A 16145-nucleotide genomic window follows, 5' to 3' on the forward strand; every position below is an offset into this window, starting at 1 on the left:
CGAAGCCGCTCGCCCGGTGACCGTACAGCGGCTCCGGTGGTCTTGGCGTAGGCGTTCCGGCCGTCCTCAGGAGGGCAGGTTCTGTTCCGCCCACACCACCTTGCCGGTCACGGTGCGGCAGGAACCCCATCGGCGGCACAACATGTTGATGAGCTGGAGACCTCGGCCGCCCTCGTCACTGAGATCCGCGTGCTGGATCTGGGGCAGATCGGGGCCCGTGTCCGAGACCTCCACGACAAGTCGGTCGCCGCGCAGCAGCCGGAGTCTGCCGGGCCCGTTGCCATAGCGCAGGGCGTTGCCGACGAGTTCGGAGACGACGAGTTCGAAGACGTCGGCGAGCTCCGTCAGATCCCACTCGGCGAGCTGGTCCGTGACCAGGCTCCGGGCGACGGACGCCGCTCGCCCTTCCTGCGGCAACTGCCACTCGCGCAGGTCGGCCGGGACGTCCGAGACGGCCGTCGCGACGATGAGTACGGCCTCGTCGAAACGGGTGGCGTCGGCCGGGGCGCGCTCGATCAGGCCGCCGGCTTCGAGAGCCTCGGATGCCAGGCCGCACGCCGTGGAGCGCAGACGCTCCAACTGGTGGTCGATGTCCGCGCGCCGGGACTTGACGAGCCCGTCCGTGTACATCACCAGGTTGCCGCCCCTCGGCACTTTGACTCGGATCGGGTCATACGGGATCACTCCGGCCCCGAGCGGCGCGCCGACGGGTACGTCCACGAACTCGGCGGAGCCGTGTCCGTCAAGGAACAGCGGCGGCAGGTGCCCGGCGCTGGCCAGCGTGTAGGTGGAGTCTGCCGGGTCGAACACGGCGCAGAGGAAGGTGGCGACCTGCTCGTCCTCCAGGTCACGCGTGGCGAGGTCGAGCCGGGCCAGGACGCGCTCCGGAGCCATGTCCAGGGTCATCAGGGTGCGGGCCACCGTCCGCAGACGCCCCATCGTGGCGGCCGCGGGCAGCCCGTGGCCCATGACGTCGCCCACCATGAGGGCTGTACGTCCGCCGGGCAGAGCCATGATGTCGTACCAGTCCCCACCCACGCCGTGGTGCGCCGTCGAGGGCGCGTACTCGGAGTGCACGCGCAGCCCTGGCGTCACCGGGGTCGCGCGCGGCAGCAGTGCGCGTTGCAACGAGACGACGTGCTCGCGCTCGCGCCCGTACAGCCGGGCGTTGTCGATGTAGACGGCGGCCTGGGAGGCCAGCTGTTTCACCAGTGCGAGGTCTGTGGTGGAGAACGGTGGTGTTCCGGGGCCGCGGACGAAGTCCGCGCTGCCGAGCAACAGCCCGCGGGCGATCAGCGGCACGGCGAGATAGCTGTGCACTCCGGCGGCTCGCATCTTCGCCGCGGCACTCTCCGTCGGCGCGACCTTGATGAAGTCGTCGTTCCTCATGCGGCTGACCAGCACTGGCTTGCCCTGTCGCAGACAGTAGCGGTGGAGCAGCGTCTCGTGCGTCTCTTCGGCGCGGACGGAGGTCTCGCCCACCGGAGTGGGCTCCAGGGAAGACAGCTCCTCGACGGCGCACAGCGCGGTGGCCCGCATGAGCGGGACACCCGTACCCGTCCACTGCGCGCCCTCGTCGCCCCGCAGGACACTGTCCAGGATGTCGACGGCGGCGCCGTCGGCGAAGCGGGGCACGGTGAACTCGGCCAGCTCTTGGGCCGTGCGTTCCAGGTCGAGGGTGGTGCCGATCCTGGAACCGGCGGAGTTCAGCCAAGCGAGCCGGCCTCGCGTGGTGAGCCGGTCGAGCGGGACCTCGCCGCCACCCCGGGCGAGTCGTCTGCGGGCTCCGGCCGAGCGGTGCGCCGCGGCACCCTTTCCGGCCGAAGCTCGGGCGGCCAGGCGCCGTCTTCCCTCGCCGCCGTTCATTCTTTCGACCTCCAGAACAGGAACTCGACCGCTGTTGGTGCTCAGCATGCACCCTTTTTCGGCCGATCGGCCGACTTCCGGCCGGGAACTCGGCCGGTACGGCGCGGAGGGGGAGGAAGCGGTCCTCGGGACGCGGGCGCGCCTACTGGAACGGGACCTCCGTTCCTCGGGCTTCCGCTCGCGGTACCAGGCAAGATCCGAACCGCACACCGGCCCTCATGGCCGGTCTACCGCCCCCGGGATCCATGAGAAAACATGGTCCTCTGCTCTCGCGACTCATGCAATTTTGCCCGGTGGTCGGGCGGCTCCGAGTCGTCGGAAGCGGATCAGCCCGCCGGCTGGCAATGCGCGAGGATCGCCCCCTTGCTCGCATCCGTGGAAATCGACTTCATTCGATCTGCCAGACCGCAGGCAGCCGTGAAGGAGAATGCCCGGGACCTTTGCCCGGTACGACGACCTCGTACGCGTTTCGGAACCGTCGGGCCGAACGCGGGGGTACACCGTGGTCATGGACGTGGAGCGGGCAGAGCGGCTCGCCGACCATACAGAACCGGCGGGGATCACTCACCTCGGAGCCCCCTCATTGGACGGGCCGGGAAACGCACACCGCCTCCGGCGGCATCTCCCCGAGCTCCCGGGACGGCTCCCCGGGCCCCTGACACCTGACGAGCCCGCTCCGGCCTGTGCCGGCCTTCCACCGCCGGGCAAGCGAGCGAGCGGCGCCCCTCCTGGTGGCGCCCGGCCCCGGGGCGGCGCGCGCCTAAGATCACCGGGACGGGGGACGGCGGACGAGACACGGGAGAGGCGGCGGACATGGCGGACGAGCGCGTGTACCTGGTGACCGGAGGCGGAACGGGGATCGGGGCGGCGACCGCGCATTCATTGGCCCGGGCGGGACACAAGGTGGCGGTGTCCGGGCGCCGCCCCGAGCCGCTGCGGCTGGTCGCCGAGGAGACCGGCGCCCTGGCCGTACCGTCGGACATCGGTGACCCCGCCGCGGTGGCCTCGCTCGTCGAGACGGTGGTCGGCGCGTACGGGCGGCTCGACGGTCTGGTGCTCAACGCCGGCATCGGGCGGGGCGGCGGGGTGGGCGAGGTGACCCTGGAGGACTGGGACGAGGTCATGCGGACCAACCTCACCGGTCCGTTCCTGCTGCTGCGCGCCGCGCTCCCGCACCTGCTCGACGCCCGCGGCGCGGTAGTCGCGGTGGCCTCGGTGTCCGCCCTGCGCAACGGCGTCGGGAACGCCGCCTACGCCACCTCCAAAGCGGCGCTGCTCCAGCTGTGCCGCTCGCTCGCGGTCGACTACGGGGGCACGGGGTTGCGCGCCAACACCGTGTGCCCAAGCTGGGTGCGCACCGACATGGCTGACCGCCGAATGAACCGGTTCGCCGAAGAGGCGGGCCTGGACGGGAACGGTCTGGAAGCGGCGTACGAGGAGGTGACCCGGGTACTGCCCGCCGGCCGGCCCGGCGAGCCGCAAGAGGTCGCGGAGGCCATCACCTGGCTGCTGTCGCCCGCCGCCTCGTTCGTCAACGGTGCGGTGCTCACCGTCGACGGCGGCGCGACCGCACTCGACCCGGGCACCCTTGGCTTCGAGTTCCGACTGGAGCCACGCGCCCCGCGGGCCTGACCGACAGCCACGGCCGAGGTGACCGGTCGCGTTCAACCGACCGGCCACCCCGCACCGTCGGGGGGGGTCGCGGTCATCCCGCACGGTCGTGACGGCCAGCGGCGCGCCGCTGGTGGGGGCCTGGACCTCAGCGCAGATCCTGGTCCGACCGCCGCTCGTCGTCCGTCCTGCCCCACACCGAACCTCTCGATGTGGAGCCGGACGGCCTGCGGACGAACCGCGGCGGGATCGCACGGGCCGCCTCGCGGTAGCCGCGCGCCGCTTGAGGTCGCGTGCCGCTCCGGACGATCTCGGGCTGAGGGCGCGGGCGGGATCGGCGGGCAGCTGCCGAGGCGGTCGGCCGACGGCACGGGGCATGCAGGCGGCACCCGCCCCGCGGTCGACCGGCCGACGGGCCTCGGCCCCCACCCGAAGAGCAGTCATGTGTCGGGGGTCACACGTCGACCCCTTCGTGTCGCGGGCCCTCCCGCTGTCCAGGATGAGGTCATGGAGATAGGCATCGCACTGCCCCAGTACGGCACCCACGCCCGCGCCGACCGCATCGCAGCCTTCGCGCGGGACGCCGAGGACGCCGGGTTCGACTCGTTCTGGGTCGGCGACCGCGCCCTGACCCCGGTCGCCCCCAGCGACCTCTATCCGGGGCACACCCCGGAGAACCCGTACCCCCACCAGTACAAGACCTTCCTCGACCCGCTGACCGTGCTCACCGTCGCCGCCGGCGCGACTTCCCGCGCCCGGCTCGGCATGAGCACCCTCAACGGCCCCTGGTACCCGCCGGCCCTGCTCGCCCGCTCCCTCACCTCGCTCGACCAGGTCAGCGGCGGACGCCTCGACGTCGGTCTCGGCATCGGCTGGCTGCGGGACGAGTACACCGCCGTCGGCGCCGACTTCGGCCGGCGCGGCGCCCTCCTCGACGAGCTGCTCGACGTCCTCCACGGCTTCTGGACCCAGGAGGAGTTCGGCCACGAGGGGCCCCACTGGACGATCCCCGTCTCGTATGTCGGCCTCCGCCCCGTCCAGCCCGCGGGACCGCCGGTCTATCTCGGCGGCTTCAGCCCGGCCGCCCTGCGCCGGGTCGGCCGCCGGGCGGCCGGCTGGGTCGGCGCCGTCCTGCCGCCGGGGGCGGCCGAGGGCCTGTGGGACGTGGCGCGGCGAGCCGCCGAGGAGGCGGGCCGCGACCCGGGGACGCTGCGGCGGCAGATCCGGCACAACCCCGCACCCGGCGCCACGGCGGACGCGATCGCCGCCGTGCTCGCGGGCGTGCGGGACACCGGCGCCGACGGCTGCTTCGTCGACCTCCAGCAGTCGGTCGACTCGCCCGACGAGGCCCTGGACCTCGGGGCCAAGGCCCTGGGCATGCTGCGGGGCTGAGCCCGGCGGACGGGCCCGGACGTCCGGGGCCCGTGCCCGACCACAGCGGAGTGCCGCTCGGCAGCGGCCGGCCCCAGACGCCCGTGCGCCCCGAGAATCTCGGCGACCGGTCCTCGGAAGCACCGAAAGGCCCCCGGGGCCAGGCCTCTTCAGACCTGGCCCATTCGCACGGGAGTCGGCGGCCGTGCGCAGGGCCCTTCCGGTCATCACCCTCAACGCGGGCGAGTCAGCCCGGACATGATGAGCACCATGCCCAGGATGAGGATCACGCCCGTCTGGCCATCGCGAGCCGGGCCGTTCGTACGGCTTTTCTCGCCGATACCAGCCCATGCAGTCACGATCCAATGCTCGGACGACAAGGGCAACACGTCACGGATGTCGCCGAGCTCCTCATCAACGCCGCCCAAGCTCTCCGCCCTGACCATCACGGGTCCAGCCCGGCCTTGGCCCCGGGCCGCCGGGCCGCCGGGCCGCCGGGCCGCCGGGCCGCCGGGCCGCCGGGCCCCAACCTCAGCCCACATCGAGGGCGTTCCGCAGACCGAGGCGGTAGCGCAGACGGTCGTGGCGCTTGAGCCCCTCCAGCTCCGGGGCCCGGAAGAGCGGCCGCACCTCGCAGCGCGCGGCGGCCGAGCCCGTCCGGTCGAGCAGGGCGTTGACGGCTTGGCGGGCGGAGGCGTTGGCGCCTTCCATCGTCGCCAGGTCGATGTCGACGGCCACGTAGTCGCCGGCCAGGAAGAAGTTGGGGATCTTGGTGGCGGCCTTCGGTCGATGATGGAACGTGCCGACCGGATGGATGAGGAGCTGGTCCTCGTTGGTCGGGTTCGGCGTGCCGAGGCCGTCGACGCCCGGGTCCAGAAACCAGGAGTGCAGCGCGCTGTCCTTCAGGACCGTACGGCCGGTGTCGTTGAACGCGGCCTTCAACTGCGCCCAGACCTCCCGGGCGACCTCCGTGCGCGTGCACTGTTTGGCCGTCTTGCCGTAGAGGACGCCGGGGCGGTCCCATTCCGAGATGTCCACCGAGAGACAGTCGACGGCGGCTCCGTCACCGTAGTCGGCGGGGAAGTCGCGGGACGGCCAGTGGCGCGCCTGCTGGATCGCCGTCAAGGACCAAGGGGAGTCGATGCAGTTGGCATGTCCGGCGAGCAGCGGCGCGTGTTCGGTGAGATAGAACTGGATGCCCGTCATCCAGTCCGTTTCCAGCTTGTCGCACCGTGCCAGCTGCGGGTCCGCGGCCCGCAGGGCCGCACCCCAGGTCCTCCGGGCGTGCTCCACCGGCATCGCGGAGACGTAGTGATCGGTGGTCACCGAGCGACGGACGCCCTGTGGATCTTCGACGACGACCGCGGCGATCCGCCGGGAGCCGGAGTCGTAGGCCAGCTCCCTCACGGTCCAGCCGATACGGAACTCCACCCCGAGGCTCGTCAGATGAGCCACCCAGGGATCGATCCATGCCTCGTTGGTCGGCAGGTTCAGGATCCGGTCGAGGGGCCCGTCGGCGCCGCGCCCCAAGGCGTTGAAGGTGAAAGCCTCCAGGAGGGTGGCGACCGTACGGGTGCTGGCCTCCTCGGCCTTCGTCGCGACGATGTTGCGGGTCAGTCCGACGGCCAGGATGCGCTGGTAGTCGTAGCTCATCCGCTCGGCCCGCAGGAACTCCCACCAGGGTGTCCGCTCCCACGCCTCGTCGCGCCGCTCGTCGCAGCTGGTCAGGAAGACGAGGAAGCGGTTGACGAAGTACGCGGCCTCGTGGAGCGGGATGGAGCGGGCGGTGTCGAGGAGGGCGGTCAGGGCGCCGCGGATCTCGTCGAGGGTGAGCTCGGCGGGCCGGTGGCCCGGCCAGGGGAGCGGGATGCGCAGGTCCTCACGGCCGGTTCGGGCGAAGGACATCTCGGCCGGAGCCACGAGGTTGTCCCAGACTCCGTTGGCGTTCCCCGGGAAGGGGATGCGCCGCATCGTGTCGGGGAGATTGTGGTAGATGCCGGGGATGAATCGGAAGCCGTGCTCGGCGGGGAGCGGGCGCCGGCTGCCGTGCGCACTGTCCGGTACGTCCATGGAGCGGGCCTTGCCACCCAGCGCGCGGCGCTCGTAGACGGTGACGCGGAGGCCGCGCTCGGCCAGTTCGTGGGCGGCGGTCAGTCCCGCGACCCCACCGCCGAGAACAGCCACGGACTGCGGCGCGGACGGCTCCGCGGCGACAGCCGGTGCGGCGCCAGGAGCGACCGCCCCGACGGCTACCGCTCCGGTCGTGGCGGCCACGCCGGCCACGAAGGTGCGTCGTGAGGTACCCGGACGGCCCATGCCCCAACCCCTTTACCAGCGGTAACCCGATGTCCAACGCAGGAGCATAGGGCCGTCATCCCGGTCCCGGAAGTTGAGTGCGGGTCCCATTCGCACATGGCGCGATCCCGCCCCTCGCGCGGCAGCCAAGCGCCCGCCGAGCGCGCGGGCAAGAACGCGTCTCCCCCTGTCCCGATCCGCCCCCAGCGCGTGGCCTGCCCGGGCTCAGAGAGTTGGCTGCGCCTCGTCCAAGAGGACGCGCAAGCGCTCCAGCGCCCACGCCTCCGCATCGTCTGCCGGCTCCCGTTCAAGACAGGCGCGCAAGTCGACGCGTCTGTTGGCCCAGCTCTTCCCTGCCTGGTCGTATGGGTAGAGCACAGAGACGAGGAAGTGCGCAAGGTCCGAGCGCCGGGGATCCTCCGGCTCGGGGGAGATGAAGAACGTGCGGATCGGCGGAGCGTGATCGCCGATCACCCCCGCCCCCTCCAGGTCGACCACGCGCACACACTCGTCGATCTCGATCTCGGCATCGGCATCGGCATCGGCGATCGGGCCCACGAGGAAGTTCGCCAGTTTGGCGTCGCCCAGGTAGACGCCTTCCGCATGAAACCGTTCGAGCAGCAGCCACGCCTGCTCGAGGTGGCGCGGGCGCAGCCGCCCGTTCAGCTTGTGGTGCAGGAAGTTCGGCCCGTCGACGTACTCCAGGACGAGGACGACCTTGCGCGGGACGTCCAGCGTATCCAGCAGCGCCGGGGCCATCCGGTCCAGTCGGCGTTCGGCGAGGAGCCGGTAGCAGGCGATTTCCCGGCGCAGCAGGTCGCAGCCGTCGGTGCCGTCCGGCTGCAGCTGCCCGCGGTGATAGCCGGTTTTCAGCACGACCTGCCGCAGCGTTGCCGCCGTCGCGTCCATGGCGTGGAAGACCCCGCTCTTGCCCTGCTGGGCGAGTGCGCGGAAGGCGGGGTAGCGGCGCAGGAAGCGCCCCACTTCGGGGTCCTCGGCCTCCGGCTCGGTGAACCCGGCGAGGACGTCCCTCACGCCTTCGGGCACGGCGTGCGCGAGGCTGCCGCGGTCGTCCGTAACCTCACGGCCGTCCAGGACGAGCGTGCTGCCCACGTACGCGCCGAAGCGGTAGAAGAGTGGCAGCCGGCCGCCGAAGGGCCGGGCACACGGCACCGCGGGGCACTGGTCCCGGTACGGCCCGAGCGCCTCCTTGAGCACGCCCAGGAACGACGCCTGCGGATCCGGCAGGTAGACGACCAGGCACTTCCCGATCTGGGAGTAGCCGTGCATCCCCGCGTTGAGGTGCTGCAGGGTGGCGAGGTCCTTCACGTACTTGAAGTGGAGGCCGGCCCCGAGTAGCAGCGGTGCCACTAGGCCCAGCATCTCCCGGGCGTTGAGCAGCGTCATCGGAACGTACAGCTTCCACCCCTGACGGATGCCCGGGGCCGGAACCCCGCACGCGTACCAGAGGGCGGACTCGGTGAAGGAGCTGCCGGCGCCGAGCTCGCGGGGGTGGGGCAGCGCGGGGAGCGCCGGGGCGGCGGGTGCTTCCGGGACCGCCGCCGGCGCGCCGCGCACCACGGCAGGTCCAGCCCTCAGCACTCCACCAGGACTGTGGTCACGGTCACCGTGGTGATCGTGGGGCTGGCCGCCTCCGCATCCTCCCCGGACCGGGCCGGAAGGAGGGCGGCCAGCTCACGCTCACCGGTCGCGAAGCCGATCAGCCGGTGCACCCGCTCCTCGTCCGTCTTCATCGCCTCCAGCTCGCGGATGACGGACTTGTATTGCTCAGGGTCCTCGCGCATGGTCCGGATGACCTCGAGAATCGCCTCTTCGGTTTCGCGCAGCGCGTCCTGCTCACTCGGCTCGTAGGCCATGATTCCTCCTGGTCGTGGGAACGAAGATCGACTACGCCATCACTGCAGTCCGGGTGTCGACAGGAGCCTCGGGGACCGTCCCGGCCACGGCCGCTACCGGCTCGGGATTCCGCTCTGCCATCCGGCTCGCGCGGACGGCAACGGCGAGGATCTTCCCGTCGATGCGAATCACCAGGCCGTCCGACAGCCACTGTTCGACCAGCCCCGTCATCCCGCTCGCCCCGCCGAGCGCCTCGAACGCGTCGCGGTCCTCGTCCCGGAACTTCTCGGCGAGCAGTCTCTCCGCCACACCGGCATCGAGGTGCCGGTACAGCGCGCTTCCGGCCCGGTCGAGGGGATGCCGGACGGGTGGGCTCCCGACGTCGCGGTGATCGACGATGACACCCTCCTCGTCGGGCCGTTCGATGAACTCGAGGCGCGCGCCCGCCCGGTTGGCCCGCCGCCACTCCGCGACCGCGGCCTCCACCTCCGAGGTGTCCACCGGCTCGCCCAACGACGGGTCCAGCGTGAAGTCGTGGAGGTAGACCAGTTGGTCCAGGTCCGCCTTGTCGACGGGGAAGGCGTAGGCGAACATCCGATGCGCCCCCTCCCACCGCACACCGTGGGCTTCCGGCTGCTCGAAGTACGGGCTGAAGCGGTGCAGCTGGAACCGGCCGCCCCCGGACGGTGGCTGGAGGTGCGTGAGTTTGGGAATGAGCTCCGCCATCCGCGCGTAGGACGCCTGGCTCTCCCCCGGAAGACCGAACAGCAGGTTCCAGCCGCAGTAGATGCCCAGCTCCTGGCACCACTTGAGCAGCTGGATGTTCTGGTACGGCTTGACCCCCTTGCGCATCAGCGACAGGAGGTCGGCGTCCAGGCTCTCGATGCCCGGCTGCACCCAGCGGACTCCCGCCGCGGCGAGCGTCTCCAGCTCGCTCCGCCGCACGTTCGCCTTGATCTCGTAGAAGAACATCCAGTCGTGGCCGCGCGCGGCGATCTCGGGGAGGAGGGTCCGCAGGTACTCCCGGGGCATGATGAGGTCCATGGAGTAGAAGCGCCCCACGCCGTAGCGCTCCTGGAGGCTCTCCAGCTGCGCCAGGACGACGTCCGCGTCCCAGGCGCGGAAATCCATGATGTCGTGGAGGCCGCAGAACGTGCACTGCACCTTCTGCCCGTACCAGCAGCCGCGACTGCTCTCGAAGGGCAGCCACGGGTTCATCTTCTCCGTCAGCCCGAGGCGCGCGAGCCGCTGGAAGTAGGCGTCGTAGTCCAGCTCCAGCTTCCGGCTGCCGGCCACCACCAGCTCCGCGGCGGGCGCGGTCACCACCTCGCCGTCCGCGGTCCGACGGCTCACTCCCGCCAGACCGCTCAGCGAGCGGCCGTCGCGGAACCGTCGCACCACCTCGCCCAGCACCTGCTCGCCCTCGACGTGCACGACCGCGTCGACGTACGGGCAGATCCGCATGATCGTGCTGCCCATGGGACCCGCGCACTGCGACCCCCCGAACACGATGCGCAGTGAGGGGAACGCGTGCTTGAGCCGCCGTGCGAACGCCATCGAGGCGCCGAGCTGGGAGATCGTCAACGAGAAGCCGACTACGTCGTACGCGGACCAGTCGACCTCGTTGACGAGGTCGTCCAGGTACTCCTCGGTGACGGGTGCCAGCGCTGCCAGGATCGTGTCGGCGAGCTCCGGCCACGGGAAGCCGACGGCCAGCGGACGCTGTTCCAGCATTCCCGTGAGGTGGTCGCCGTGCTCAGGCCCGTAGTAGTGCTGGGAGAAGATCCACTCCGGCAGGTGGCCGAGCAGGTTACCCAGGACGTTGTAGAGGTTGAGCCCGATGCGTGCCGCGTAGTCCACGTACGCCTCGTGGACGTCGGACGCGATGCCCTCCTGCCGCAGGGCCGACGCGAGCGTCGCCAGCTGGATCGACGGCAGGGTGGGTGACATCCACGGCAACGAGACCAGCGCCACGCGGGCGCCGGCGGTATCCGTCCCCCTCGTCCGCGCTTCCCGGGCCATCAGCCCCGGGAAGTCCACGCGCTGGCCGGGGAGGCTGCCGGATCCAGCGATGAGCCGGTCGACCTCCTGGAGGAAGGACCTGGCCAGCCGCCGGTGCTCCCGCTCCAGCTCCGCAGTCCCGAGAGAGGCCATGCTCGCGGTGACCGCGGCCCCGAGCCCACCGGCGGCCGTCGGCTGCACGGCACCGTGGTCCCCTGCCGTCGGGGGCATCGGGCCCTGCTCCGCGCGGCGGGCCTTCTCCGCGTCGGCCAGGGTGAAGAGCAGGCGCAGCAGCTTAAGACGTACGGGGTCGGACCGGCCCGGGTCCGAGCCGTCCACGACAGGGTCCTCTCGAACAATCACGGCCCCACCCTGGCCGATTGCCGCCGACCCACAGCCCCGCCCTGCCAGGGACGCGCCGACGCTCACCCAAACGGACCGAGGACCACCCACGGACACCACCGTTTGCTCGAACCGGCACGCTGACGTCCGTTCCCCGGGGATCGGCCGTGTCCCCGAGGGTGGGATCCGCCCGGGGCAACGGATCAAGCAACGCGGGGAGTACGCACACGGCGGTGGACCGACGAGGGCGGGTGCCGCAGCGGCTGCTGCGCCACCCGCTCTCTCAGGTCAGTTCGCGTTCACGAGGTCGTGCGCGGGGACGGTCACGGTCCGTCGGCCGGGGGCGCCGCCGAGGATGACCTTCCGCAGGGCACTGTTGTTGTCGAGGTTGGTTTCCTTCAGCCGCTTGGCCGGGTTGGCCAGCACCTGGATGTAGTAGGTGCCGTTGGGCACGTCCGTGATGTCGAACGACTGTCCCGGCAGGTCCTGGGTGTAGGTGTCGCCGGAGCCGACGTCCAGCACCTCTCGGACGGAGATGGAGTTCTCCTGGCCGCAGGCGGTGGCCAAATCGGTGTTGAACGGGTGCCAGTTGGCGTTCTTCACCGTGTAGTCGACGGCGTCGGTGTTGGCCAGGCAGAAGGCCTCCTTGCCGCTGCGCACCGCTTCCTGCTTGTCCGCCTTCAGGAGCCGGTAGCTGGCGAAGTCGGTGAAGTGCCAGTGCACGTGGCCGGGACGCGGGTCCCACTCCATCGTGCCGGTCGGGGTGTAGCCGACCTGCTTGCCCGTGGCGTCGTAGAAGTACTGGTAGGCGTCCATCTTGGCTTTGCCGGGCGAGCGGAAGCCGTCCACCACGAGCTGGGCCGGGCCGGCGTTCCACACGTTGGCGCTGAAGGCCAGGTAGTCCTTGCCTGGGATGTTCTGGCCACCGTCGCTGATGGTGATGCCGTAGGCCGGCAGCGACCGCAGGTCGGGCTTGGGGACGTTCGGGACGGAGGGATTCCCGCTGGGCCGCTTGGCCTGCGGTGTGAGGGCGGGCGCCTGGCGCGAGCCGTCGGTCTGCCCGGTAGTGTCGCCGGCGCGCATGTCGGCACGCGCGGCCTGCTGCCTCTTCACCGCCCACGGCACGGCCGGCGGCGCGGCCTTCAGCGGCCCGTGGCCCACGTTGTACGAGGGGCCGGCACCGCTGGTCTCCGGTGCGCCGGCCTGGGCGGGGGTCTGAGCGTGCCCCGGCCCGTGCCCGGCGTGACCGGCCGGAGCCCGGTGGGCTGCGCCGTGCCCTGCGTGCTCCCCGGCGGTGGCCGACCGGGCGGGCGCGGCGCCGGCGCCGTCCTCCCAACTGCGCTCCTGGACGGTGACCTTCACCGTCGCGGGCCGGTCGGCGATCCCGAGGAGGTCCCGGTACTTCTTGGCGATCCCGATCTTGGCCGTGTACGCGCCGGCGGCGAGCTTCACCGGCTGAGTGTAGGAACCGCCGTAGGTGTTGGCGGCCCACCCCTTCTCGACGCCCCACACGGAACCGAGGGTGAAGGCGTTGGTGGGACAGCTCTCCGGATACTTCGAGGTGGAGGGCGCGTCGGGTCGGACCCGTCCGCTGGCGTTGTTCGGACAGAAGCTCTCCGTCCGGCTGACGACCTTCTTGCCCGTCTTGTCGGTGACGGTGATCTCCGCGAAGCCGGGCAGCCCGGAGAAGTCCTTCACGGTGCCCGGGGGCAGCGTCTTGGCCTTGGCCTTGCCGCCCTCGTACACGGTCTGGGTGATGGTCACCGGGTGCTTGTAGGACTTCCGGGTCACCTTGAACTCCAGCGGCGTTCCCTCCGCGGTCAGGTAGGTGCCGAGGTCCAGGTAGACGCCCGGCTCCTCCTTCCAGGAGGTGAGCGTGACCGAGTCGGTCGCCGCGATGAGACTCAGTTTGGGCCCCGTCGCGGCCGTCGCCTGCTCCGGCGTCGCGGCCATGAAACCGGCCGTCACGGCCATGGCGGCGACGGCCGTGGTGCCGGCGAGCAGCGGACGCCGCAGCCGGGCGGTGCGTGTAGTGGTCATCGTTCCCTCGTTCTCCGGATGCTGTGAGAAGGAAGCGGACAGCGGGCGGGCCACCCGGCCGACGGGACGGCAGAGCCGCCCGCCCGGCACGGTGAGAGGCACTCGCTGCGCCCGTGCGGTGAGAGGAGGGGACCGGATGCCCGGTTGTCCGGAGAGTCGAAAGCGTCGGGATGTTGGCCGGATAGCGCTGTTGTGTCCATGAGGGGTGCTCGAGAGGCACCCGGCGGGGCGGGACGGGACGGGACGGGAGCAGCTGAGCATCGCACCCCTCAACCTTGTTGCGGCAGCGCAGGGTTGGTCCGCCCTGGTGCTCTGACCGCGAACCTTTGCCGGGTTGCTCGTTGTGCTGGTCGGAAGCGATGACGCTTCCCACCAGCGGGGAGGCGGGATGGCGCAACCGGTCAGGGTTCGCAGGCTGACCGCGCAGGAGAGGCAAAAGCTGCGGCAGGTCGTACGGAGGGTGCAGCAGGTCGTGCGGAGGGGCAGTACCGGCTCAGTGCGGTTCCGCCGGGCGATGTGGCCGCTGGCACATGAGCCTGATGGGCGCGCCCGGCGGCCACCCCCCGCGTGACACGCGGTCCTTCGAACCCTTCGCTCGCACCCCGCGCCACCTCGTGCTCGCCGAGCTCCCGACCCACGCCGAACCGCTGACCGACGTCAGCGCAACCACAGCACCGGCGAACCGGCGCTACTACTACGAACAGTTGCCCCACTGGCCGGAGGGGCTCGTGGTGCTCGGGGACTCGGTGGCGGCCTTCAACCCCGTGTACGGACAAGGCATGTCGGTGGCGCCCCAAGGGCGCCCTCGCCCTGTGCGCGGTACTCGCGGCCGCCCCGGCCCCGAGCCCTGCCCGCCGGGCCCAGCGGGCCGTGGCCCGCCCGATCGACCAGGCGTGGGCCCTGGCGACCGAACAGGACATCCGTTTCTCCACCACTAGCCTGGGCAAGACCCCGAAGCTGGCCGACCACCTCCTGCACCGCTACGTGAGCCGCCTGTCCTACGCCGCGGCGGGCTCCTTCCACGCCGCGACGGCCATGACCGACGTATCGGGCCCTCCAGTCCCCGCCCGCCTCGCTCGTCACGCCGAAGGTGCGGATGTCGGCCCTCCTGGGTCCCCTCCGACCGCCGCTCGACCAGCCCCAGTTCCTACCCGCCGAACGCGCCTTGCTCGATGCTTCGTGTGACACCCCCCGACGACGCGGACAGGCGTGAAAGCGGCACCGCCCGACCTCAGGCGTTTGCCGTACGGCTGTGCGAAGTCGTAGCTCTTGAAGAGGAGTTCGCTGACGAGGCAGGCCGGTGGGGTCGGAGGCGCGGGGCGTCGGGCGTCGGGCGTCGGGCGTCGGGCGTCGGGCGTCGGGCGTCGGGCGTCGGGCGTCGGGGCGGGAGCGCGCGAGGTCAGGCCGGGTTGCGCAGACCAGCCAGGAGCCGGTCGAGTGCCTGCTGCCCGGCCTGCGGGTCCCCGCCCCGTGCGATCCAGAGCGCGGCCTCGTTCATCGCCCCCGAGAGCAGTCGGGCCAGGGGCTCCACCGGCTGATCCGCGATGGTCCCGGCCGCGGCGAGCGCTGCCAGGGCCTCTGTGAGGTGCCGGCCGGAGGACTCCTCGTCCAGCGTCCGCCATTCATCCCAGCCCAGCACGGTCGGCGCGTCGACCAGCAGGATCCGTCGCACCGCCGGGTCGGTCCCCGCGGCCAGGAACGCCTGACAGCCGGCCCGGAGCTGCTCCCAGAGGTCCTCGTGCCGATCGGCCACGGTCGCGACCCGCTCGCCCAGTTCCTGCTGGACCTCGGCGACGACAGCCCTGAAGAGTCCTGCCTTGCTGTCGAAGTGGTGGTAGGCGGCTCCTTTGGTGACCCCGGCGGCGCGCGCCACGTCCGCCAGGACCACTTGGTGGTACCCGTCGGCGGCGAACCGCCGCCGCCCTTCGGCCAGCAGCGCCTGCCGCGTGGCCGCCCGCTGCTCTGCCCGGTTGACCGCCATCACGCGTACCACCCTTTCCCCTTCACATACCCAGGGTATGCTAGCGCCACCATTCACATACCCCGGGTATGTGAAATAAATCCGACAGGACCTCTGCCATGACGAACGAACCCACGCCCATGCCCCATGCCAAGCTCGGCGGCTTCTACCCGGTGCTCGCCACCCGGGACGTGGCCGCCTCCCGCGACTTCTACACTCGCCATCTCAGGTTCGAGGTGACCTTCGAAGCGGACTGGTACGTCAGCCTGCGCCGCCGCGACGCCCCGCAGTACGAGCTGGCCCTGCTCGACCACACCCACCCGACCCTCCCCGAGGGCCACCGGACCGCGCTCGGCGGCGGCCTGCTGCTGAACTTCGAGGTGGACGACGTAGATGCCGAGCACCAGCGGCTCGTGGTCGAGGCCGAACTGCCCGAGGTACTGCCCCTGCGCACGGAGGAGTTCGGCCAGCGTCACTTCATCCTCGCCGCCCCCGACGGCGTGCTCATCGACGTCATCACCGTCGTCCCACCCAGCGAGGAGTACGCCGGCCAGTACACCGGCGTCTGATCCCTGGGCCCGGCCTCAGCAACCGGAGCAACCCGCGCCCCCAGGCCCCGCCCCTTCACGCGCAGGGCTCAGCGCCCCACCCCTTTCCTCACCGAGAGCCCGGTTCCTGAGCTGTCCGATCCCGGCGAGGGTTCGCTCGCTTCGATGCCGGGACGGAACCCGCGTGATCCGTTGCGATGGCTTTGTTCACGACTTCCTCTCGTGAGCATCAAGATCCGGCGCGACTGCCGCCA

At 71.3% G+C, this 16145-nt stretch carries 11 protein-coding genes; 3 read left to right on the top strand and 8 right to left on the bottom strand.

What is annotated here, in order from left to right:
* Positions 1-66: 66 nt before the first annotated feature.
* Complete coding sequence (locus ACFWWU_RS15365) at positions 67-1866, bottom strand: SpoIIE family protein phosphatase (RefSeq protein ID WP_384144596.1); 1800 nt, start codon at positions 1864-1866, stop codon at positions 67-69.
* Positions 1867-2679: 813 nt separating this feature from the next.
* On the opposite strand from ACFWWU_RS15365, the gene ACFWWU_RS15370 reads away from it, so the two are divergent.
* Together ACFWWU_RS15370 and ACFWWU_RS15375 are read left to right on the top strand one after the other, a co-directional pair.
* On the top strand, positions 2680-3498 hold the full coding sequence (locus tag ACFWWU_RS15370) for an SDR family NAD(P)-dependent oxidoreductase (RefSeq protein WP_384144599.1): 819 nt from the start codon (positions 2680-2682) through the stop codon (positions 3496-3498).
* Between the two features lie 486 nt (positions 3499-3984).
* Complete coding sequence (locus ACFWWU_RS15375; RefSeq protein ID WP_384144602.1) at positions 3985-4869, top strand: TIGR03619 family F420-dependent LLM class oxidoreductase; 885 nt, start codon at positions 3985-3987, stop codon at positions 4867-4869.
* A 212-nt stretch (positions 4870-5081) separates the two neighbouring features.
* Here the strand turns inward: ACFWWU_RS15375 and ACFWWU_RS15380 are convergent, their stop codons facing one another.
* From ACFWWU_RS15380 to ACFWWU_RS15410, 7 genes are all read right to left on the bottom strand, one after another.
* Entirely contained in the window at positions 5082-5294 is a 213-nt protein-coding gene (locus ACFWWU_RS15380) for a hypothetical protein (protein WP_384144605.1), read from the bottom strand.
* Positions 5295-5379: 85 nt separating this feature from the next.
* Positions 5380-7164: an FAD-dependent oxidoreductase gene (locus tag ACFWWU_RS15385; RefSeq protein WP_384144608.1), complete on the bottom strand. Its 1785-nt coding sequence runs from the start codon at positions 7162-7164 to the stop codon at positions 5380-5382.
* Between the two features lie 204 nt (positions 7165-7368).
* Positions 7369-8724, bottom strand: a complete 1356-nt coding sequence (locus ACFWWU_RS15390) for a hypothetical protein (protein WP_384144611.1) — start codon at positions 8722-8724, stop codon at positions 7369-7371.
* A 14-nt stretch (positions 8725-8738) separates the two neighbouring features.
* The gene (locus tag ACFWWU_RS15395) at positions 8739-9020 is read right to left on the bottom strand and encodes a hypothetical protein (protein WP_384144614.1); all 282 of its coding nucleotides are present in this window, start codon (positions 9018-9020) and stop codon (positions 8739-8741) included.
* Positions 9021-9051: 31 nt separating this feature from the next.
* A complete protein-coding gene (locus ACFWWU_RS15400; protein ID WP_384144617.1) occupies positions 9052-11340 on the bottom strand; it encodes a RiPP maturation radical SAM C-methyltransferase in 2289 nt (762 codons plus the stop codon).
* A 291-nt stretch (positions 11341-11631) separates the two neighbouring features.
* Positions 11632-13383: a lysyl oxidase family protein gene (locus ACFWWU_RS15405; RefSeq protein ID WP_384144620.1), complete on the bottom strand. Its 1752-nt coding sequence runs from the start codon at positions 13381-13383 to the stop codon at positions 11632-11634.
* Between the two features lie 1399 nt (positions 13384-14782).
* On the bottom strand, positions 14783-15364 hold the full coding sequence (locus ACFWWU_RS15410; protein WP_384144623.1) for a TetR/AcrR family transcriptional regulator: 582 nt from the start codon (positions 15362-15364) through the stop codon (positions 14783-14785).
* 98 nt (positions 15365-15462) lie between these two features.
* Between ACFWWU_RS15410 and ACFWWU_RS15415 the strand changes: the two genes are divergently transcribed.
* Positions 15463-15912, top strand: a complete 450-nt coding sequence (locus tag ACFWWU_RS15415; RefSeq protein WP_384144625.1) for a VOC family protein — start codon at positions 15463-15465, stop codon at positions 15910-15912.
* Positions 15913-16145: the final 233 nt, after the last annotated feature.

Origin of the sequence: Streptomyces sp. NPDC058650 (assembly GCF_042717315.1) — a bacterium.
Taxonomy (GTDB): Bacteria; Actinomycetota; Actinomycetes; order Streptomycetales; family Streptomycetaceae; genus Streptomyces.